The 21477-nt window shown below is 52.7% G+C and carries 16 protein-coding genes; 1 reads left to right on the plus strand and 15 read right to left on the minus strand.

The genetic code is table 11. The features are described from left to right. Positions 1-478: 478 nt before the first annotated feature. The 10 genes from LKH74_RS11210 to LKH74_RS11255 form a co-directional block, all read right to left on the minus strand. A complete protein-coding gene (locus LKH74_RS11210) occupies positions 479-859 on the minus strand; it encodes a type II toxin-antitoxin system PemK/MazF family toxin (protein WP_125576347.1) in 381 nt (126 codons plus the stop codon). 35 nt (positions 860-894) lie between these two features. Continuing rightward, positions 895-1128 (minus strand): hypothetical protein, encoded by a 234-nt coding sequence (locus LKH74_RS11215; RefSeq protein ID WP_135368408.1) that lies wholly within the window; start codon positions 1126-1128, stop codon positions 895-897. Between the two features lie 81 nt (positions 1129-1209). Further along, on the minus strand, positions 1210-2331 hold the full coding sequence (gene alr, locus LKH74_RS11220; RefSeq protein WP_287708496.1) for an alanine racemase: 1122 nt from the start codon (positions 2329-2331) through the stop codon (positions 1210-1212). Positions 2332-2333: 2 nt separating this feature from the next. Then, the gene (gene acpS / locus LKH74_RS11225) at positions 2334-2693 is read right to left on the minus strand and encodes a holo-ACP synthase (protein ID WP_135368410.1); all 360 of its coding nucleotides are present in this window, start codon (positions 2691-2693) and stop codon (positions 2334-2336) included. Positions 2694-3362: 669 nt separating this feature from the next. After that, positions 3363-4505, minus strand: a complete 1143-nt coding sequence (locus LKH74_RS11230) for a baeRF6 domain-containing protein (protein WP_287708495.1) — start codon at positions 4503-4505, stop codon at positions 3363-3365. A 297-nt stretch (positions 4506-4802) separates the two neighbouring features. After that, positions 4803-6371 (minus strand): DEAD/DEAH box helicase, encoded by a 1569-nt coding sequence (locus LKH74_RS11235; protein ID WP_135368413.1) that lies wholly within the window; start codon positions 6369-6371, stop codon positions 4803-4805. A gap of 192 nt (positions 6372-6563) precedes the next feature. Then, the gene (locus LKH74_RS11240) at positions 6564-7949 is read right to left on the minus strand and encodes a UDP-N-acetylmuramoyl-tripeptide--D-alanyl-D-alanine ligase (RefSeq protein ID WP_287708494.1); all 1386 of its coding nucleotides are present in this window, start codon (positions 7947-7949) and stop codon (positions 6564-6566) included. A gap of 218 nt (positions 7950-8167) precedes the next feature. Further along, positions 8168-8953 (minus strand): hypothetical protein, encoded by a 786-nt coding sequence (locus LKH74_RS11245; RefSeq protein ID WP_135368415.1) that lies wholly within the window; start codon positions 8951-8953, stop codon positions 8168-8170. Between the two features lie 74 nt (positions 8954-9027). Further along, positions 9028-9921, minus strand: coding sequence for a zinc metalloprotease HtpX (gene htpX, locus LKH74_RS11250; protein ID WP_135368416.1), 894 nt, complete (start codon positions 9919-9921; stop codon positions 9028-9030). Positions 9922-9929: 8 nt separating this feature from the next. Beyond that, complete coding sequence (locus tag LKH74_RS11255) at positions 9930-10508, minus strand: LemA family protein (RefSeq protein ID WP_287708493.1); 579 nt, start codon at positions 10506-10508, stop codon at positions 9930-9932. Between the two features lie 101 nt (positions 10509-10609). On the opposite strand from LKH74_RS11255, the gene LKH74_RS11260 reads away from it, so the two are divergent. Next, on the plus strand, positions 10610-11074 hold the full coding sequence (locus LKH74_RS11260) for a low molecular weight protein-tyrosine-phosphatase (RefSeq protein WP_287708492.1): 465 nt from the start codon (positions 10610-10612) through the stop codon (positions 11072-11074). Positions 11075-11256: 182 nt separating this feature from the next. On the opposite strand, the gene LKH74_RS11265 is transcribed toward LKH74_RS11260, so the two are convergent. The 5 genes from LKH74_RS11265 to LKH74_RS11285 form a co-directional block, all read right to left on the minus strand. After that, positions 11257-13458 (minus strand): lectin-like domain-containing protein, encoded by a 2202-nt coding sequence (locus LKH74_RS11265; protein WP_287708491.1) that lies wholly within the window; start codon positions 13456-13458, stop codon positions 11257-11259. A 147-nt stretch (positions 13459-13605) separates the two neighbouring features. Beyond that, positions 13606-15942, minus strand: coding sequence for a lectin-like domain-containing protein (locus LKH74_RS11270; protein ID WP_287708490.1), 2337 nt, complete (start codon positions 15940-15942; stop codon positions 13606-13608). Positions 15943-16292: 350 nt separating this feature from the next. Continuing rightward, on the minus strand, positions 16293-17222 hold the full coding sequence (locus LKH74_RS11275; protein WP_287789056.1) for a hypothetical protein: 930 nt from the start codon (positions 17220-17222) through the stop codon (positions 16293-16295). 38 nt (positions 17223-17260) lie between these two features. Beyond that, on the minus strand, positions 17261-18616 hold the full coding sequence (locus LKH74_RS11280) for a lectin-like domain-containing protein (protein ID WP_287789058.1): 1356 nt from the start codon (positions 18614-18616) through the stop codon (positions 17261-17263). A 516-nt stretch (positions 18617-19132) separates the two neighbouring features. Then, positions 19133-21283, minus strand: coding sequence for a lectin-like domain-containing protein (locus tag LKH74_RS11285; protein ID WP_287708488.1), 2151 nt, complete (start codon positions 21281-21283; stop codon positions 19133-19135). Between the last annotated feature and the right edge of the window lie 194 nt (positions 21284-21477).

The raw sequence follows: 21477 nt of genomic DNA on the forward strand, positions 1-21477 counted from the left end.
CGCGATTCATCACCTTACGTACGGAAGCGGTGTCTCGACCACATTAATGATGCCATACTCGGGTGAAAACACGACAGTAATCACACCGGCTGCCACCATTCATTGAGACAGTGCCGTTCGAAGTCACCACTTTGCTGGAGGCAGTCAGGGGTGGAGCCAGCTGTGTCGACGGTGTTGGCTGAGGTATTTTCTCAGCCTACAGCGTGGGACGACTTTGAAGCCTGGCAAACCTCGCCAGTCTTCAAAGCGAGGTGGAAGCCCGCTTTTTGGCTGGAGCCGTTCCCCATAGCAGGCGGAACCCCTGACAGCCGCAGGCACTGGTTTAGGTATCTACCTGGTCGTGGTCACCGTCTCATATGGGACGGACGGTAAGGCGACAGCCAGAACCAGTCTGAGGGCAGCGGTAGACAAAAAGCTGGAGAATCACCAAAAAGAGGTGATTCTCCAGCTTTTTTTGCCGCAATGCTATGTACGAAATCTATTTCGCTTTTCTCTTACGCGCCTTGTCCACCAAGCCGATACTGGTTGCAAGGGCAGCGTCGACCGCCGCCATCGTTTTTACGTCCAAGTGGGTAACCTGATCTTTCAATCGCTGCTTATCAATGGTCCGAATTTGCTCAAGCAAAATGACGGAATCCCGCTCAATTCCGGTCCGAGCTGCGGAAATGCCGACATGTGTCGGCATTTTAGGCTTCTCGATCCGAGCGGTGATTGCCGCCACGATTACGGTCGGACTATAGTGGTTCCCCACGTTGTTTTGGATGATTAACACGGGGCGCATGCCACCTTGCTCCGAACCAACGACTGGTGATAGGTCGGCGAAGAATACGTCACCGCGTTTGACTTCAACACGGGCCATGGGCCGCCATCCCCTAACTGTATTAATTTTTAAACTTAATTCTTGATCTCGGTTCTACGAAACTGGGTTAACCGCCGTTCGGCTTCCTCTTCACATGGGGTGAAGGCCCGCGCCAAATCTCGGTTGATGAGCGCCATTGCCTGATACCCAACAATTAAAGCTAGCTTGTTCGCCGCTGCTGAACGCAGGGGAACCAACGATTGATGCCGTGCTGTTCGGGTGATGCGCAGCCGTAACTGCGGCCGTTTCAATTGTTGTAACTGAGCCATGAATTGCCCCTCCTCAAGTTAATCCTTCGTCTCATCTAGTTTACCACGAAACGATGAATCAGGACACTAGAAGCCCATAATTTAATTTTCGTAAACCCGCGGTAACCGCGCGGTAAAGCCACAGGCAATCTCATAGTGAATTGTGCCACAATAGTCGGCAACGTCTTGTAGACTGATGCTTTCGTCACCATCACGACCCACCAACGTGACCTGGGTTCCCCGGGCAAATTCCTGAGGTAACCGCACCATCAGTTGATCCATGCAGACGCGGCCAATGATTTCGCAAGGTTGACCGGCAATGAGGACATGAAAGCCTTGTAGCCGCCGCTCGTAACCGTCCGCGTAACCAATCGGAACCGTCCCGACCCATTCCGGTTCTTGAGCCGTGTAGGTCGCACCATACCCGACGGATTCGCCGGCAACGACCCGTTTTACGTGAACCAATTCACTTTCTAGACGCATGGCGGGGTGTAAGGTATACGGGGCCGCCACTTCAGTCCCTGAAGGGTTTAATCCGTACCCGGCCACGCCAAACCGCACCATGTTGTCGTTGCATTCCGCATGCCACAGACTGGTAGCCGAATTGGACACGTGGACGTAGCGCGGCAACCGGGTCAATTTGCTGGTCAAAGCGTGCCACGTCGCCACCTGTTGCTTGAAATAGTGGTCGTCTGCGCTGTCAGCCGTGGAGAAATGCGTGAAGATCCCCTCAAAGTTCAAATCAGCGTGCGCGTTGAGGTAAGCCACCGCCGTTTGTAAGGCCGTGCTGGTCTTAAAGCCAATGCGGCCCATGCCGGTATCCAGACCCAAGTGTACTTGCAACGGCGCCGTCACGTGGGCCAACGCCAAGTATTGGTGCGCTTCCGTCAACCAGTCTTGTGCCGCGACCGTCGCCGAAATACGCTTTTCAGCCATCAACGGCGCATCCGCTGGGTCCCCCACCCCTAATACCAAAATGGGTTCGTTGAAGCCCGCGGACCGCAACTCCAAGGCCTCATCTAAAATGGCCACGCAAAAACCCGTGGCGCCGGCATCCTTGGCCGCCTGGGCGACCTGGATGGCCCCGTGGCCGTAACCGTTAGCCTTAACAACCATAAACAATTCGCACCCGGGCGCTAACCGGGAGACCGCCGTGTGAATATTTTCCCGTAACGCTTGCCGATCAATCACTAACTTGGTTGGCCGATGAACCCCAACTACCATGATTATTTCCCTCTTTCTAGGATAACCTGCGTCATCACCAACGTCGCCGTATGTGAAATGGAAACGTGGGCAATGCCCCCAAACGGGTGGTGGACAACGATGGGCCGACCAGCCGCATTGTCGCGAATCTCAATGTCCTGAAAGCCCACGGTGGCCCCAATACCAGTACCCATGGCTTTGCTGTAAGATTCTTTGGCTGACCAGCGTCCGGCGATAAATTCGACTGCCCGTTGCCCTTGTAACTGCTGATAGTCGTGCAGTTCGTTAGGCGTCAGCACCTTGTTTAAAAACAGTGGCTGTTTGGCCACCACGGCTTGCACCCGGGCCAAGTCGGTAATATCAATGCCGGTTCCGTAGATCATCGCGTCACGCCTCCTATTAATGTCTACGTTATATTTTAGCACAGCCCTTCGCGATTGACCCCCTCAACTTGCCCGGTTAAGTCGAATCTTAAACTTAATTACCTAAGTAACCTGACAAGGTTGGGGCGCTGGTCACCGTTGCTGGCCGGCTTACTGTTCGGCCAATCCACCAGCCAAACCAGTACTTGCGACTACTAGGCTATCTACTAGGGGGACACCTCTAGCCTGAGGGACGATCTTCCGGTTCGCCTGACAGCCCCCATGCCGTAGATAGAGACCTCAGCCAGCACCGTCGACACAGCTAACGCCCCCCGACCTTCTCCGACAACGTTAGTGCCCACAAACAGTGCTATCATCTCGTCGTCTTCAACTTCCGTGGCCGTCAACCACGACCCTAGCCGATAGTTCGTCAAATAGGCGCTCAGCCGTGGGAGTTCCCTTAGCGGCTGGGGCTTGGCCGGTTAGGGAACTGGCGTCTTTGAGACGTGACCTGCGGCTCAAAGCGAGGTGTCGAGACCGCACTTTGGCTCGACCCGCCGCCCACCGCGTTCCAGCGCCTATTTGACGAACGGCAAGGCGGCCGGCCCAGCAAATCTCGTCAGCTAACTGCAAGTAAAAGACCAGCGTCTCTCTGTCCGCTGGCCTAGATAAACTATGTTATGTCGTGGTTTAGTGTAACAACGCCGCGCGTAGCTGGAGTTGCGCCGCCACGGGGCTCCGGGTCGGCATTGCCTCTGCCGGGAGGACCTCTACTTGGCCGCCCAGGCGACTCACCAGGAGTGCCAGGTCGTTGTAGAGGTTATTTTGCCGGCTGAGGGCCGTGGTCGTCATGACTTCCCCCTGTGCGGTCAGGTGACCGGGTTGGGTGGCCTCGGCACGAATCCAGAGCTTGGTGATCTGTCCTTGGACCGCCGCTGTGGCGAGGGCACCGAGGTCTTGGACGACCTGCTGTCCCTGCCGCGCCTTAGCATAGACGTCGTGGCGAACCTGAGTGGCTTGCTGGTGGCGCTGTTCAGATACCTTGAGGGTCACTGCCGCCAAGGTCTGGTTGGCCGCCGCCAGGTTGGGATTTTGCACCAACTGGACGACGGGGTCCAGGTAAGCGTTTTGAGAGACCTTGCGGAAATTCCCCTGGTTGCTGGCACTAGCTACCAAGATCAACGGCACCTGGTCCACGTTGGAGTAGTGCTGACTGACGTAGCTGTCGACCATCAGGAAATAATTCCGCTGGTCGGCTGCCTGAGCCGCATCGAGTGACCCCGTCCCGCTGTAATGGGTCTGGTCACCCGCTGACCGTTGCCACCGTCCCCGACCGCGTTGCTCACTGCCCAGCGCCTGGGTCAGCGTGGCCGGCGCGTCGACGGGTAGGTTGACCAGTTCCGGCCGCCCGCTACGGACCTGCGCCAGCTCAAAGGCATCCTGACTGAGTAACAACAGGTCGAAGTCACTGGTCTGGTCCCGCGCCTGTAAAATGGGCAGGACGTTGGGTTGGTAAGTGACCGTCACCGTGGCCGTCACCGGCGTGTGCAACCAGTAGTGGTAGCTATCCGTGGGCCCCGCCATGATCAGCAGGCCCGCCGCACTCCCGTTGGTCAGTGGACCGTGACTAAATGGGCCAAACGCTTCATCGTAAGCCGACCACGCTCTGTCAGGCGCGACTTTTGCTAAGCGTTCCTTTCCTTGTTTGAGAAGACTTTTAAATTGGGTCCGGTCAGTGGCCGGAATCCCCGTTACCGGTAGGGTCATGGTCATAAATGGCCCCGGCTGAGTGGCGAGCGTCAGTGCAGCGTGTAAGTCAAAATGATTTGCCATGTTAGAATCCTCCGTTATCTTGTATAAGTTATCTCGTATCAATTCGATAAGGGAATAATATCACGGCTATTTTCAAATTGCAACTAATATTTTTATCCAAAATCCATTTATAGTGTAAATTTATTTCACAAGCCCCGGTGGCACAACGTTTTGTGGGTTTGAAATTTTTTTGATTAAATTGTTCGGCCAAAAAAATCCGGGACCACTGCCCACACCCCATCCCCTTTAAGCCAACAAAAAAGCCCGTCCCGTATGCCACGAGGCGAGCTCCTTCTAATCAATTTTTAGTGACGCAAATTAGTCTTTCTTCCGAATGGTGAAGCCGCGGCTGCCACCTTCGTTACGCCGACCACCGTTGCCGCCGTTGCTCCGACGATTCCGGTTGTCGCCATGATTACGGGAATCATGGTTCCGTGAGTCACGCCCACGAGAGCCACCACGACCGCCACGGGAATCATTCCCACGGTGACCACGGTACCCACCGCCACGACGGTTGCCGCCACCGTGATGGTAGCCGCCACCGCCATGACGTTTGCCACCGCGCTTAGGCAATGGCCGTTCCGGCGTGATCTTAACGGGTACTTGACTGCTGTCGTCCTTGGTTAAGTCGTTCAATAAAGCGGCTACCAGGTCTTCAGCATCGTATTCGTTCAGCAAAGCTTCCGCAGTCTTGGCGAATTTTTCGGTGTCCGTCTTGTTGACCAATTCGGCAACCTTATCCTTGGCAGCGCCCAATTGGCTTACCAAAGCTTCTTCATCCGAAGGCGGCTTCAAAGGCAGCATACGCACCTTCGTCAGCTTTTCGATTTCACGCAGGTAATCCATTTCGTTTGGCGTTACAAACGTCATGGAAACCCCATGCTTCCCGGCACGGCCAGTCCGGCCAACCCGGTGCACGTAACTGTCAGGATCTTGCGGAATATCGTAGTTGTACACGTGGGTGACATCGTTGATATCGATCCCCCGGGCAGCCACATCGGTTGCGACTAAGATATCCAATTGCCCATGACGGAATTGGTTCATGATTTGCGTCCGGCGCTTTTGGGTCAAATCCCCATGGATACCGGCAGCGTTGTAACCACGTGCCTGCAGTCCGTTAGAGATTTCATCGACCCGGCGCTTCGTCCGCGTGAAGACAATCGTTAAATCAGGTGATTGTACATCGAAGAAGCGCGTCATAATGTCAAACTTCTCGAAGTCACGTGAACGGACGTAGAATTGATCGATCAAGTCGGTCGTTAATTCCTTGGCCTTAATCTTCACATGCTTAGGATCTTGCATGAATTGCACACCAACCCGCTTGATTTCAGGTGGCATCGTTGCGGAGAAGAGCAGCGTTTGCCGCTTTTCTGGCAATTGCTTGATGATGTCTTCAATATCATCCAAGAAACCCATGTTTAACATTTCATCGGCTTCATCTAAGACCAACATTTGGACGTGGTCTAACTTCAGGGTGTGCCGACGAATATGGTCCAATAACCGACCCGGGGTCCCAACAACCACTTGCGGGTGGTTCTTCAGGGACTTGATTTGACGACGAATGTCTGCCCCACCGTAAACGACTTGGACGTTAGCCCGTTCGTTACGACCTAATTTGTAAATTTCTTCTTGGGTTTGAATGGCAAGTTCCCGCGTTGGTGAAACCACTAACGCTTGAACGTTTTCATTGCTCTTATCAATCTTTTCCAAGATAGGTAAGGCGAAGGCCGCAGTCTTCCCAGTCCCGGTTTGGGCTTGTCCAATCACATCTTGACCAGCCAAAACCATGGGGATTGTCTCGGCTTGAATTGGGGTCGCTTCTTCGTAACCTGCTGTCGTAACTGCGTTCAGTAGGTCCTCGGAAAGACCCAGTTCTTTAAACTTCAAAAATAATTTCCTCCTAAATGGGTACGTCGCCTTAGTGCCTCAAGGTTCTTGGAAAAAATCCGTTTTCCGTGACGCGGACCATGATTGGCTAAGGCGGGGTAAGTTCGTTTCTTAAATACAACTAAGCCATCATACAACGCTGAAACAAAATAAGCAACTCCCACGACTTGCGGCAGCTGCTTAATCATTGACTTATTTTTCACTAGAATCCTGTAATGCCGCCAATACTTGCTCCAAATGAATCCCGTGAGATCCCTTCAATAAAATCTGATCAGCGGGGGTCAAAATGGTTTGCAAATCGGCTGAAAACGTTGCCAGGTCGGCACTTTCGTAATGGGTCACCGCTAAATCTGGGGTCTGCTGAGCCAAGGCCTGTTGCAAGGCCACCATGTGCGGTCCAACCAAGTACACGTGACTAATGACAGTCGGATCGATGGCACTGGCCAGCCCCGCGTGCATGGCGTCGGCTTGATCACCCAATTCCAGCATGTCACCCAAGACGACGTAACGCTTACCGGTGACCGGCGTCTTCGAGAAGGCCGCTAAGACTTCCTTAACAGCCGTCGGATTGGAATTGTACACGTCACTCAGAATCGCGGCACCATTGGCACTCTGTAGCCATTCGGCCCGGTTTTCGGTCAACGGCACGTTTTGTAGCGCTTTTTGGGCACTCTCCGGCCGAATCCGATAGACGTTACCCACGGCCAAGGCTGCCAGGGCATTGTTCACGTTGTAGGTCCCAATCATGGGAATCGTGAACGTTAAGTCTGGCCATTGGTTCGTGGTAAAGGTCGTCGCCGTGGCCGTCCCTTGAATGTCGGTTGCGGCCAAATCGTTGGTGGCCGCTTGCCCAAACGTCACTTGGCGTTGGGTCAGGTCCGCGGCCCGTTCTTGGAGCAATGGTTCGTCGCCATTGTAGACGAAGATGCCATCATCGCTGAGGCCGTGGGTGATCTCCATCTTGGCGTCGGCGATGCGGTCACGGGTCCCAAAGAACTCGATGTGGGCTTCCCCAATCATCGTAATTACAGCTAAGTCCGGTGAGACCAGTTTGCTGAGAAAGTCCAGTTGCCCCGGTCGGTCCATCCCCATTTCCACGACCAACATTTCGGTGTTGGGTTCCATGGATAAGACGGTCATCGGCACACCAATCTCGTTGTTGAAATTGGCGTGCGTCTTGGTCACATTAAACTGGGTGCTCAAGATGGCGGCAATCATATCCTTGGTCGTCGTCTTCCCGTTACTTCCGGTCACGGCCACAACCCGAGGATTGATCTTGGACAGGTAGTACTGTGCCAAATCCTGCAAGGCCTTCAGCGAATCAGCGACCTGAATCACTGGAAAATCCGCTGGCGCCGTGGCCAGGTCGCGGGCCCACAGTGTGGCTACGGCCCCGTGATCGATGGCAGACTGGACGAACTTGTGCCCGTCTTGTTCACCAGTCAACGGAATAAAGAGTCCCCCTGGTTGCAAATGTCGGCTGTCAAAGGCCACACTCGTGACACTGACACTCCGCCATTCTTCAAAATCATTGATTGCGCCCACAGCATGAGCAATTTCGGCAAGCTGCATTTTCATGTTTTCTGCTCCTAATTTAACGAAACGATCCCCTCGACCGTTCCGGTTTCAAATTGCAAGCTACGCGGCCACTTGGTCCGCTTAGTTCGTTCCGCATTAGATTCTGAGTCACATTATACCATGGATTACCGGTTACTAACTTAAAACTCCCGCAAAAATCTATCACCGGGTGTATGGAAAAGGGAGCCAGACGCTGGTCTAACTCCCTTTAGTTTAAGTTAAATTAAATCCGCAACATCACTAAAAACTTGATTATCATGGATGCTCAACGCCCATTCCCGCGTCGCCAGGTCGTAGCGTAGACTCGCCACTTCCCGCGAATCGGCGTACACCTCTTCTTGAGTGTACCAGGTGTTTTGTCGTTCCGGATGGGTAATGGCGCGCACCGGAATCACGTAAATGCGGTGCCGTTCCACCAGCTGGTCAAACGCCACGATCATCCCGTCCAACAAGCCTTGAATCAGCTGCAGAAGAATTTCGTGGGGCACATCACTGATGGCTAACGGCCGGGCAAAGACCCAGCGGTTGTTGTGCATGGCCCGCAGATGGCGTTTGATGCTCACTTCCAACACGTGGTCGAAGTCGGCCAGATGCCGGTAGTAGGTCTTGTAAAAGCCATCGCGCAGGGTCAAAAAAGCGTACTCGTTTTGGAGCTTGGCGTAAAATGGCGTCCGCAAATGCGTCTCCATGTGCGCCAAGTACAAGAGCTCCGCAATCTCGCTAGGCAATAAAAAGTCGAGGTCATCGCCATGCGTATAGTCTAGCCACTTGACGGGCCGGTCATGTTTGGCCAACAGGTAACGCCGAATCTGCGCTTGTCCCGTGATGGTCTGCAGGCGGGTGTGGGGATTGATCTCCACATCGGCGCCAGACTCTTCGTTTAACAAAAGCAGCTGATTCGGTATGGCTGGTACGCCGTTCAGAAAATCAGCTGGTGAAATGCCCAACGAATAAATCATATTCGTCACGGGTTCTAGACTTAAATAAATAAAATTTCCGCGCATGGTTGCACACTCTTTCCCCTAGTTTCAATCACACTTAATTGTACTACGAAACACCCTCAAAACACCCACCTTTTTTACATTTTTTCGAGCCGGGCAATCCGGTCCGCAATTGGCGGATGAGTCGCGAACAACTCGGCAAATTTCTGCTGGTGTTTGAACGGGTCACTGATGTACAAGGCCGCACTGTTAGGGTCGGCTTCCTTCATGGGCTCACTGTCGTCAATCTTGCGCAACGCACTGATCAAGCCCTGGGGATTGCGTGTCAGTTCAACGCTAGCGGCATCAGCCAGGTATTCTCGGTTCCGCGACAAAGCCATCTGCGCGATACTGGCGGCCAACGGTGCCAAGATCACGAGGAAAATCGAGATGACGATGCCGATGACATTGCCAGTTGAATCGCGGTCATCATCCCGTCGGCGACCGCCACCCCACCAAAACCAATTGCTGGCAAAGTTGACCAGCAGACTGATGGCCGCGGATAAGGCCAACGCAATCGTCTGCAGGCGAATATCATAGTTGCGGACGTGTGACATTTCATGGCCGATGACGCCTTCCATCTCTTCGCGATTCAATCGCTCCAAGATACCGGTCGTGGCCGCCACCGCCGCGTGTTGTGGGTCATTGCCCGTCGCAAAAGCATTGGGACTGGGATCATCAATGATGAAGACCCGCGGCATGGGCACCTGGGCAACCAACGCCATATCTTCCACCAGGTGCCACAACTGCGGGGCCTGGCTGACGTCCGTGATCTCGCGGGCATGGTTCATGCTCATGACCACGTTGGTCGACTGGCTGATCATGATCAACATGTAGACGACCGCCACCACGGCCGCAATTACGGTACCCGACACCCAGCTGTTCCAAAACAAGTATCCCAGTGCCGCGCCCAAGGCCAGGACCAGCGCGCCAAAGCCAAACATGACATAGCCGGTTCGCCGCTTATTCATGGCAATTTGGTCATATAACATGTTATCGCCTACTTATCTTGATTAAAGTCATCGAAGTTAACCTTCGGCGCCGTCTTTTCTTCTTCTGGAACCTGCAGGTAGTCGTTTTCTTGGAAATGATGGACCTTGGCGACAATGTTGCTAGGGAAGGATTGAATCTTCATGGTCAGGTTCGCCACGGAACTGTTGTACAACTGCCGGGAGTAGGCAATCTTATTTTCCGTGTTGGTCAATTCTTCCATTAACTGCGTAAACTGCGTGTTAGCCTTCAGATCGGGGTAATTCTCCGACAAGGCAAACAGTGACCGCAACGTCGTGGACAGTTGATTGGAAACTTCCATGGTCTGTTGGTGGTCGCCGTCAGGCACGGCTGTCAGTTGGTTACGCAAGGCCACGACCTTCTTTAACGTCGACTGTTCAAAGTTGGCATACCCCTTAGTCGTTGAGACCAGGTTGGGAATCAGGTCGTTTCGCCGTTTCAATTGCACATCAATTTGACTCCACGATTCTTGCACGTGAGTCCGGGTCCGAATCAAGCCGTTGTAGGCACTAATGTACCAAGCTGCTAGCAAGACCACAATAACGATGATAATAATAGTTGCTACCATATGCTCACTCCTCCTATTTTTCTGGTACACTCATCATAACAAACGGTGAAGCCGGACTCCAGCAACTCTGCCCGTCTTAACCATTAATTAGGAGGTTTCCCATGCAACACGTACTCTTTGTTTGCCTTGGCAACATCTGTCGTTCTCCCATGGCCGAGGCTATCTTCAATCAGTTGATCAAAGAACGACATCTGACCGACCAATTCACGGCCGCTTCCGTCGCCACCAGTCCCGAAGAGGAGGGCAATCATCCCCACCCCGGCGCCTTAAAGGTGATGCGCGCCCACGGTCTAGATGCCAGCCAGCACCGCTCCCGGCCCATCACCGCGGCCGACTTCGACTGGGCCGACGTGATCATTACCATGGATCACAGCAACGTCTATAACCTGCAACGCATGGCTCCATCAGCCGCTGACCGGGAGAAAATCAAGCTGTGCTTGGACATCTTACCGGGACGGGCCGGTCAAGCTATCGACGACCCGTGGTATACGCACAAGTTTGAACTGACCTATCAGGAACTGGCGGAAGCATTACCGGCCTGGTTGGATGCATTGACAACTGCTTAGTTTTAGTTATGGAGAGTGGGCCCAAAGGCGATTAGTCGGCGAGCATTAAGGCTGCTAACCGAATAATCCCGGTTTTGGATTGTTTGGTTAGCAGTTTTAAGCGGAACCGGCTGCCTTTTGGTGCACGTTTCAGCTATGTAAAGGTAACGCAGAACGAGCCTGGGAGGTTTTTCCAGGCTCTTTTACATGGCGTCGGTGAGGATCCAAGTGATTTTCCCCTGGTAGTTTCCGGCGATGGCACTGCTGGCTAGTCTGAGGAATAGGCCCCGGTCCATTTTCTTGTTATGTTGCCAATCACCAGCAACATTCGTTTCAGTCTGCTTGCCTTCATTGTCATGCTCATCGATCAGCTGCGCATCGGCCCCGTTTAAAGGTTGGTCTCCAAACTGGCTTTTGTATACCAATTGCCCTGCTAGAGGTTTCTTAGTGTCTTGCTCTATTAGCGGCTCCGCAACCGCCTGAAGCGACCAGGCACCGTGGGGACGCTCATCCTTGACCACCAGTCGAAAGCCCTTATGACCAAATAACTCTTGAGATCGTCCAGCCAAACTTCCTGTAAATTCTAGCTTTTCGGATAAGGTGCCAAAGGCCAATTGCCCTGCCTCAGTTTCCTCCTTTTCCTGGGGCTCGACTGTCACCAGTAACGGGTTACTAGACACCCCATCTTCGGCAATAACCACCAGCTCCAAGGAATTCTTACCCGTATGCAGCCTGTTAGCCGGAATCTTATAGGTGAATTCACCAGCAGCGTCCTTCTTGCTTAATGACTGATATTGCGTGACCCCATTTTGCTTACTGACAATATGTAAGTCGGTATTGGGATAGGGCTTCTCATGAAATACCACATGGCCCTTCAAAAAGTAATCGTGTTCGTTATCGATTGGTCCAGATATCGGCGTATCCAACACCAGTGACAGGGCCGGTTGACCAAGATTGAACTCCGGCGTCGTACTTTCAGCGGCCGCTTCGTCACTGGTAAAGCTACTGATTTGGGGATGGACGACACCACTTTGCGCCAGGGACTTTCCAGTGAAGGTGAGTGTGACCCACGTATTGTGTGGCCCCAATGGACTGGTCAGCTGATGCTTAAACGTCTTAGTGTTAGCTGACCAATCCGTCGCGGGTACTTCATCCAAGCTCCCATCGGCATTGTGAATCGTCACGGTATCAAAGGCGACTTTCTCCGGTAGATTGATTTGCGCCAGGATATTTTGCCAATTGGTTCTGCCTTGTTGATACTTGAGTTTGTAAGTCAGCTGTAGCGGCTCACCTTGTGCCACCACATCACCCTCTTCAATAACCCGTTGCTTACTGTCAGTCAACGTAGCGGTTGCGTCACCGGTCACCACTCCGGGGACTTGATCAAAGACGACTAGATTATCCGCCATCTCTGATCCGGTGGCACCCGTGAAGCCCCAATATGCTTTTCCGGTTTTGTCGGGATCAATTTTACTTTTGTCAATTTTAAAGGTCGCATCCGCCCCTTTCCGATTCGAGATTCCCGTGATTGGATTACGATCGTCAAAACTGTAGGTCATCAGGGCCGTTGGACTGTCAGCCGATTCGGTTTCATAGTTGAGGGTCACGTGATGCCACTGGCCATTAGCCAGGAACGTATAATCACCTTTTCCGGCTTGAATGAGACCTTCATGCTTTAAATAGACATACCGATGATATTTAAAAACATTATACGTGAGCCGGGGGCTATAGCTGCTGGGTTCCGCCGGATAATTCGCCGCCAAGTGAGGCCCTACCAAAGGACGCTGGTTTCCTGCCAAATCAAACGAATTCGCCGACTTTATCCCGCGGTAAACATAGTCTGTATTCAAGTGGGTATCAAACTCCAGGGCCCAACTACGCTGAATCGCCGTTTGAGCAACATTCTGTTGGGTTTTCTTACGACTCAATTCCTGATTATGATTATCTACACCCCAAACGCCTAGCGTTTCCCCTTGAATATCCTTGGGATGCTGACCGGGAAAACGCGTCATCGCTTCAGTGGTACGCGGATCGTTTTGTAACACAAACGCCATGCCCTCCGCCGCGTCTTTCCCTTGGTTTCCAAAATACAGCCACATCGATACTGTTTGATTTTGCGTGAGGTCAAAGCGTTGTTCGGGCTTCGACCAAATCGCTCCTACCTGACAAGAACCAGTCGTTAATCGGGCAACTTCGGTATGCTTAACCGTGGGATTCTGGGACCCTTCAACCGTCGCCTTACTAAACTCTGACTGAACAGTATCGAAATAAGCTTTGATGGGGATACCTTGCGGCGTGGTCTTTAATGCACTGGTTTCACTGCTTTTGGCAACCACTACCGGACTTGCTAGCAATTGCCAACCAATCCCCAACCCCAATACACCAATCAATAACGCTTTCCACATATGCTCTCCCCCACAATCGTCTGTGCTGTACTGCCTGCAAAGGTTTCATTACAAGCTAATCCTACAATGAATCTTACTGGTTACCAATCCAGCTATTAACAGTATTATACGCAAATTTTATAAACACATTTTTTTCTCACCGGTCGGTCAATCCGACTTTGGTACATCCCGCAGAACCCAGGTTATCTCGCTGTAATAGGAGCCTTGAACCGCATCTGATCCCACTTTCAACAACAACCCTTGCCCCTGTTGCCACGCATTGGCCACGTTCACCACTTCTGGATTGGCCGTGGTCTTCCTGTGAGTAAGGACGGTTACCATCCCCTGTTGCAGGTCACTCGTGCCATTTTTGGTCACATACGCCAAATACGCCGGTAGTGGCTGATTTAACTTGGAAATAAAGGAGGTTGCCTTGGCGGTCAATTCCCACTGATCCCCTATCTGCTTGGTATCGTTCACCGTCACTTGCCAATTATTATCTGGTGGTAGCGTCATGGCGGCCCCCTTCAGCTCGACGGGATTGCCGTGGTTAAATGACGCCTTGGGGCTCACGGCCAGTTCCCGAAAACCGGCAGCTAAGGTCACCGTGTACAACACGTCATTGGTCGAGCGTCCTTCACTATCCGTGACATAGAGTTTTAACGTATTCTCCCGACCAGAAAGAATGCGGTCTGCGGCTAATTTATACGTAAAATCCCCTTTACTGGCAGTGCTGTCAAAGACTTGCGTTGGCTGTTCGATTCCGTTTAACACTGGTTGGATCGTTAGAATTTGATCCTTTTGCGGATCGCCTTTTGTGTGAGAAACATTACCCGTTATCTCGACGTCTTGTGGCTTGGTCAAGTCACTGGCACCGCTCGTCCCATCCGCACTGCTGTTGGGACCCGTAAGTCTCAATTGCATCTTGTCATCATCAGTCTGAATGACCTTAAACCCCGTTAAGCTCGTCTGGGCAATGGCGTTTATCCCTGTAAAGCTACTATTAGTCGCCGACACAGCTGTTTCAGCGGTCGGCCCAGCAACGGCAATCCCATCCAACAAAATGGTCGCACTCAGCTTGTCTGCAGATAGTTCCTGACTTAGTTTATCTGCCAATTTAGCCAGTGAGTTGTTGGGGACCTGAAGTGTTTGCGAGTATCCATTGCTATACACAACCTTTGCGCTGGTGAAACGAACGTTGCTTGGGAGCTGCAGCTTGGCCTGAACATCCTTCCACGACTCTCGTCCACTAATATACTTCAAATCATAAGTCAGTCTGAGCCGGTCACCTGCGTGCACCACACTATCGGTTGTATTGACAGACTTATTTCTAGTCATATCTGTTAGTTGTGCCGTCGCGGCGACACTAACCAGGCTGGGGACCTGTTCAAAAACGACCAGGTTACTTTCTGTATTGGCGCCAGTTGATCCTGTAAATCCCCAGCGAATACGTTGGTTTGTGTCAGAATCTTTCAAGCCCAACTTGCACTTATCAATTCTGACAGTACTAGAAGTACCTGCTTGGGCCGCACCCGTTTTAGGATCCTTATCCCCAAAAGTATATTTCATCTCGCTAGCTGAAGCGTCCCAAACCAAGGTGACATGTTGCCAGTAACCTGAGCTTAAGGGACTCATCGACCCTTTCGTTAAGATCAGGCCGTCGTGTTTTAAAACGGCATACGGATATGATGAGGTGTGGGTGGTTGTATGATGTACAGGATGATTAACACCGAAAGGTCCAGGTTCCCAAGAAGTCCAATTTACGTCCCATTTAAAGTTTCTACGAAATACTTGATACGCGCTTGCATCCCCCGGATAGCCCGAAGCGATATGCTTACCATTGATATGCTTATCCAAATCAAATTGCGTGGCAAAATTCTCTTGCTTAAGAAAGAACTCTTTCCATCTATCTGAATTTTTACTATCCCCGTCCTTTTCTTCAGTGGGGAGGTTCCTATTCAAGAAAGTATCAAATTCCAACGCCCAACTTTTTTGAATACCCGCCTTAGCCAGCTGTTCCGCACTGTACTGGTTGTTAACATCATAACCCCAGACCCCCAAAGTCTCACCAGTAGCCGGAATCGCCGTACCATTACGCTGATCAAGAGCACTGGCCTGGATACCCCGTTCATCATTTTGCATTACAAAGGCCATACCATCACCGCTGTTCCAGCTATTTCCCGTGTACAACCACATGGAGGCGGTCTGATCCTGCCGCAAATTCATTTTCGCCAAGTCGCTGGTCCAAAGGATGCCCAACTCATTTTGGCCCCCGTCAGTCAACTGCACAGCCTGCTTTTCTCCTCGCCCAGTATCCACAATCTTCGCCGAATTATTGGAAATATCTCCCTTTTCAAAATAATCATCAATCTTCACGCCCTGCGGTGCCAGCCGCAATGCTCTTTTGACATCGCCCTCAGCGGGAGTATCGGCATGCGCCTTAATGACGCCACCAGTCAGCATCCCTACCGTCAGCAATCCCAATACGAATTCGCTTAACTTCATCACTGAACTTCCCCTCGCGTTGTCTGGACACCACCAAATGACCTTGACGCCCCCCCAAAATTTAACCACGTCGATACCCCTCACTCATGATTTTCACCGGCAATGACATATCAGTATTTTTATATTGCTCACTGTACAATAGTAACACTGCCTACTAGTTTCATTTAGTATACCACATCAACCAGATTATGCTAGTCAAATCGTTGATATAACAATATTTATAAAACATTTTTTCACAAATACCCGTCCACCCTTTAGCAGACCATGCTGCGCGAAAGTCAGTAAATGCTGCAAAGAAAAAGGACCCCAGCCGTCAGGTCTGTAGGTCCCATTGTCTTGTACGAGATTGCTTAAGCGGGGGCATCCCCCAACGTCCAGGTCACGGTACTGTAGTAAGCGCCCTGAGTGGCGTCCGAATTCACCTTCAGTAACAGTCCCTGCGTATCGCTCCAGTCATCCGCTACGTTGAGCACATCGTCATCCGAAGCCGCCGTGTGCGTCATGACTTTGGCCGCACCAGCCTGGAGGTTCGACACGCTACCGTCGCTGGTCACGTAATCAAGGTGGGCGGACAGACTGTCCCGCAGCTTGGAAATGAACGGTGTTGCCGCGGCGGTCAGCGTCCATTTGTCCCCCTTACCCTTGGTATCGTTGACCGTAACGTCCCAGTTATGATCCGGCTGCAGTGTCATCGCCGTTCCCGTCATATCCACCGGATTATCGGCGTTGAAAGTGGAACGGGTCCCCACTGCTAGTTCGCGCGTTCCCGGCGAGAGGGTCACCGTATAGCCGACGTCGTTGGTCGAGTGGCCCTTACTGTCCGTTGCGTAGAGCGTCAACTCGTTGTCTTGACCCGACAGAAGCTGGCTCGCGTTTAATTTGTAAGTGAAGGTTCCGGCGGCATCGTTATTGCTTAACGTTTGCGTCGGCAAGGGGGTTCCGTTCAAGGTCGGATACAACGTCAGGTTACTGTTGGTGTCGGCGGTGCCCACGGTGTAGGTAATCTTCCCGGTCACGGCAACGTCGGCGGGCTTGGTCAATTTCTGGCTGCCCAACGTACCGGTCGCATCGACGCCTTCGCCAGTCAGCGATAACGTCATCGCGGCATCGTCGTTTTTCGCGACCTTAAAGCCGTTTAGCGTTGCTTGCGTAATGGCGTTAGCGCCGGTAAAGCTACTGTTAGTCGCCGCCACCGTCGTTTCACTATCGCTCCCCGCCACGGCCTTTCCGGTAAACGAAATCGTCGCGCTGGCATTAGTACTGGAGAGCTCTTGATTCAAGGCTGCGCTGATGGTTTGACCATCGACGCTGTCGCTATCTAACCCACTAATCGTCTGAGAATCGCCATTGGCATACGAAATCTGGCGCTACTAAATTTAATCTGGCTCGGCAAATTCAATTTGGCTTGAATCGACTTCCAGGATTCCCGGCCGCCGGTATAAGTTAAATTATAATCCAAGTGCATCCGGTCACCCGCATTCACCTCATCACTGGCGTCGTCAATGGTCTGGTTTTTAGTCTCATCGGTCAATTTGGCCGTCGCATTAGCACTGACCAGACCGGGGACCTGTTCGAAGACGACCAGGTTGTTTTCAAAGCTTTCCCCGGTCGTCCCGGTAAAGCCCCAGCGAATCTTTTGATTGTCCTCGGTCAAGCCCAATAATTTCTGATTCACCGCTACCGTCCTGGAAGTCCCCGTCTTCGCCGCCCCGGTGTTCGGGTCCTTATCGTCGAACGTATAGGTCATCTTGCTAGCGGCGGCATCCCAATTCAGGGTGATGTGTTGCCAGACACCCCTCCCCATCAAGATATTGCCAGTGTCGATGGCCCCGTCGTGCAGGAGTTTGGCATAGTGATATGAAGCCGATTGCGGCGTTCCATTTAGATGAAGGAAATCAAATTTATCATAATCCATCCAGTTAAAGGTCTGGTCGACCACGTCGTACGACTGAGCCGCTCCCGGATATCCCGAAGCAATGTGCATCCCTTTCATACCGACGTCAAATTGGTTCCCACTATTGGCTAAATCTTGAAAATAATTTTTCCAGGCGGTATTCCCTGCAGAACCATTGTCCGGGGTATCAGGAAGGTTGTTATTCAAAAACGTATCAAACTCCAACGCCCAACTGTTCTGAATTCCCGTAGCGGCGAGTGACTCCGGCGTCGTAAACTTCTCGTTGTCATAATCATCGCCCCACACACCCAGCGTCTCCCCAGTTGCGGGCGTGGGGTTCGCTGAATCAGAGGTATTGATGGCACTGGCCCCCAGCTTTCGGGGATCATTTTGCATGACAAAGGTCATCCCGTCACCGCTACTACTCATCTCGTTCCCCGTATACAACCACATGGACGCCGTTTGATTCTGACTCAGATCCATCTCAGCACCATCGCTGGTCCAAATCAACCCCAGTTCACCACCGGTTTTATTGGCATCGGTCAGTTGAACGGCTTGCTGGTCACCGTAATCTGTATCCGCAATCTTCGCGGAGTTATTGGCAATCCCATCGCTTTCGTCCGGGACTTTAAAATAATTATCAATTTTGATTCCTCGTGGCGCTTTGCTCAAGGGGCCACTGACATTTTCCGGCATGGACGTCGCCTGTGCGACCACCAACTGGCAACTAACCGCCAGCACCAAGGCCCCGAGCCCCATCATCATCTTTCGCAATTTCATTTTGTCACCCTTCTCCAACTCTCAAAAATCAGGTTCCTGGGACAAAACTATCCCAGGCGTTTCACCTTTACATAGCTGAAACGTGTGCCAAAGGGCAGCCGGTTCAGCCTTTTGGCTCACTCTCAGCCCAGCTCAGTTAGTTAAATGACCTAACGGCTGGGGCAACAACTGCCTTTACTACCAGTTGTCTACGCTAATGGCGGATAGCCGAAATCATTTTAATTATAAAATAATCACTACTCCCCAAAACGTTTAACACTCGCAACGACTATTATTATATCACAAGTCACCAACGTTTTAGGCCTTTAACGATAATTTATTTTATTTAATTATTGTCTTAGACATCCTCCATCGGCGGCTTTATCGTATTTATCCATTTGGCCATCAGCAACAGCAAAACTGCTTAAAGGTACATCAAGTTCAAAGTGTAACTGCCAGCAATACTATCCTCAAAGCCAAAAAAGAACCACCAGCCATAGCTGGTAGTCCCCCATTTCACCACATCTATGCAATTCATTAACCCGGTGCGTTCGCCAGGTTCCAGGTAATCTCGCCCTCATAGGTGCCGCTGACGGCGCTGCTATTGACGTGTAGCAGCATGCCCGCGTCCGCATCCCAGTTCAAGGCGTTGGTCGTATCATCATCACTAGTGGCCTGATGACTGGCGACCACCACGCCGATCGTATCGATGGCGACGGGTGTGGCGGTGGCACTAGCCTGATAGGTCAGGTCACCATCCAGCCGGGTCGCTGGCGCGTTGGTCGCCGTCATGGGCTGGGTCAACTGCGCGGTCAGCTGCCATTTTGACCCGGTGCCCCGGGCATCATTGACCTGGAGCTGCCAGTTTCCCTGCCGTGCCAACTGCTGCGCCTGGCCGGTCAAGACCGTGTCGGCAAAGGAAACGGTCTTGGGCACCGTCGCATAGCTCAGGATGCCCGCCACGTTGATCAGCACTGTCACGTCCGTCGAGGCATTGCCGCTGGCATCGGCGACGTACAGGGTCAGCGTGTTGAGTCCCGTGTGGAGGTCCCCCGCCAACGGTTGATAGCTAAATTTCCCGGTGTAGCTGCCATCCGCCTGCTTCGTCGAATCGAAGGACGACGTCGCAATGTCTTGGCCATTTAACGTCGGGTGTAAGGTGAAGGCCGCATTGGCGGTGGCACCCTTGAGCGTGGCGGTACCGGTCACCGTCGTGGTCTTGCCCGGCTGAACGGTCACGTGATTAGCGCTGGTCAGGGCAGTGGTCAAGTCGACGGCCGAATGGTACACCTGAAAGCCGGTCATATCCGCCGTGGCAATCGCCAGCGGACCGGTAAAGTGACTGGTGGTTCCGGCCACCACCGTGTTTTGCGCCGGATTGTCAGCCGTCGCGTACAATGACACCGTTGCCGTGCGATTAGTCGCGGACAGGCCCTTTTGCAGGGGGTAATCAAGCTCGTCATCGCCGGCCTGGTAATCTCCCAACGCAACGTCTTCTTGTGACCCGTCCGCGTAGGTAACCTTACCCGACGTCACCGTGACGCCCGCCGGCAGCTTCATGGCCGCCTTGATGGCATCCCAGGATCTCCGGCCAGCCTCATACTTTAATGTGTATTGCAACAGGAGTCGGTCGCCACCCATGATCAGGCCGGTGCCGTTCGTGGGTACCTCCAAATTGTCCTCCGTGCGGTCATACACATGGGCTTCCGCGCTGGCATCGACCAGCCCCGGAATCTGTTCGAAGACGACCTGATTGGTTTCGTACAGCTGGCCAGTCGCTCCGGTGAAGCCCCACATGGCCCGGCCCGTGTTATCGGGGTCCACCGTGCTGGTATCAATATCGACCGTCGCCGTCTGGTCCGACCCCGTTTGCATTCCGGTTGCGGGGTCCTTGTCGTCAAACGTATAGGTCATCTGCCCGGTTCCCGGATAGCTGCTAGGCGCGGTGTATTGCAACGTCATGTGATGCCACGCACCGTTGGACAGGCTCGGGTTCAAAATACCCTTGTGGAACATGACCGTATAGTATTGGTCGCCATAACTGCGCTTACTATAGGTGCCCGACTTCGCCGGATAATTCGAAGCGATGTGGGGCTTTTTGGTCTTCTCATCCGTCACGTAGTTGATAAAGGTATCAAAGGTCGTGGACTTGCCCAGCCCACTCGGCATTGGCGTCGTGTTCGGGAAGGTATCGAACTCTAACGCCCAACTGTTTTGAATCGCCTGATGCGCAACGACGTCCGTCCCGGGAACTGTGTAGGCGTCTGGACTCCCCCACACGCCGAGAGTTTCCCCCGCGGCCGGCACGTCGGTCAGCTGGGTCCGGGAGACGGCTGCGTAGTCACGCGGGTCATTTTGCAAGACGAACGCCATGCCATCGCCGGCGTTCCCGCTTTTGTTGTCAAAATACAGCCACATCGACGCCTTTTGGTCGTGGTCCAACTCAAAGTAATAGTCATCCTTGTTGGCCCAAATCGTGCCCAACTGGTTAGCGGCATCGGTCAGTTGGACCGTGTCCTGTTGCCCAGGCAAGACCGTCGCCGAATTGCTGCCACCACTAAAGGTCCCCGCCTTAAAGTACGGCGAGACGGGCAACCCCGCCGGCGCATCGGCATGGGCCACCAGAACACCGCCCAATAAGAACGCCAGTATCGCCATCAAACTGATTCCCCAATTTCGCAACCTCATAACGACATTCCCCCTCAATGTCGACCCGTGCTGTCCGTGCACCTTAATCATTACCGCATTCAATATCTAACCCCATTATACGATGTTCCGCCCCCAGATTGGGGGTTCCGGCCGGGTTCGGGGGCTGTCTGACCCTAGAAAGAGGGCTTACTCAGTTAAGTGAACTAACAGCTGATAAATACAAAAACGCCCGG

The organism is Levilactobacillus sp., assembly GCF_022646225.1.
Lineage (GTDB): Bacteria > Bacillota > Bacilli > Lactobacillales > Lactobacillaceae > Levilactobacillus > Levilactobacillus suantsaiihabitans.

What these genes read in the sequence shown, in the direction of transcription:
- LKH74_RS11210 (WP_125576347.1), bottom strand. Translation starts at nt 859, where the DNA reads ATGGCCCGTGTTGAAGTCAAACGCGGTGACGTATTCTTCGCCGACCTA.
- LKH74_RS11215 (WP_135368408.1), bottom strand. Translation starts at nt 1,128, where the DNA reads ATGGCTCAGTTACAACAATTGAAACGGCCGCAGTTACGGCTGCGCATC.
- alr (WP_287708496.1), bottom strand. Translation starts at nt 2,331, where the DNA reads ATGGTAGTTGGGGTTCATCGGCCAACCAAGTTAGTGATTGATCGGCAA.
- acpS (WP_135368410.1), bottom strand. Translation starts at nt 2,693, where the DNA reads ATGATCTACGGAACCGGCATTGATATTACCGACTTGGCCCGGGTGCAA.
- LKH74_RS11230 (WP_287708495.1), bottom strand. Translation starts at nt 4,505, where the DNA reads ATGGCAAATCATTTTGACTTACACGCTGCACTGACGCTCGCCACTCAG.
- LKH74_RS11240 (WP_287708494.1), bottom strand. Translation starts at nt 7,949, where the DNA reads ATGAAAATGCAGCTTGCCGAAATTGCTCATGCTGTGGGCGCAATCAAT.
- LKH74_RS11245 (WP_135368415.1), bottom strand. Translation starts at nt 8,953, where the DNA reads ATGCGCGGAAATTTTATTTATTTAAGTCTAGAACCCGTGACGAATATG.
- htpX (WP_135368416.1), bottom strand. Translation starts at nt 9,921, where the DNA reads ATGTTATATGACCAAATTGCCATGAATAAGCGGCGAACCGGCTATGTC.
- LKH74_RS11255 (WP_287708493.1), bottom strand. Translation starts at nt 10,508, where the DNA reads ATGGTAGCAACTATTATTATCATCGTTATTGTGGTCTTGCTAGCAGCT.
- LKH74_RS11260 (WP_287708492.1), top strand. Translation starts at nt 10,610, where the DNA reads ATGCAACACGTACTCTTTGTTTGCCTTGGCAACATCTGTCGTTCTCCC.
- LKH74_RS11265 (WP_287708491.1), bottom strand. Translation starts at nt 13,458, where the DNA reads ATGTGGAAAGCGTTATTGATTGGTGTATTGGGGTTGGGGATTGGTTGG.
- LKH74_RS11270 (WP_287708490.1), bottom strand. Translation starts at nt 15,942, where the DNA reads ATGAAGTTAAGCGAATTCGTATTGGGATTGCTGACGGTAGGGATGCTG.
- LKH74_RS11280 (WP_287789058.1), bottom strand. Translation starts at nt 18,616, where the DNA reads ATGAAATTGCGAAAGATGATGATGGGGCTCGGGGCCTTGGTGCTGGCG.
- LKH74_RS11285 (WP_287708488.1), bottom strand. Translation starts at nt 21,283, where the DNA reads ATGAGGTTGCGAAATTGGGGAATCAGTTTGATGGCGATACTGGCGTTC.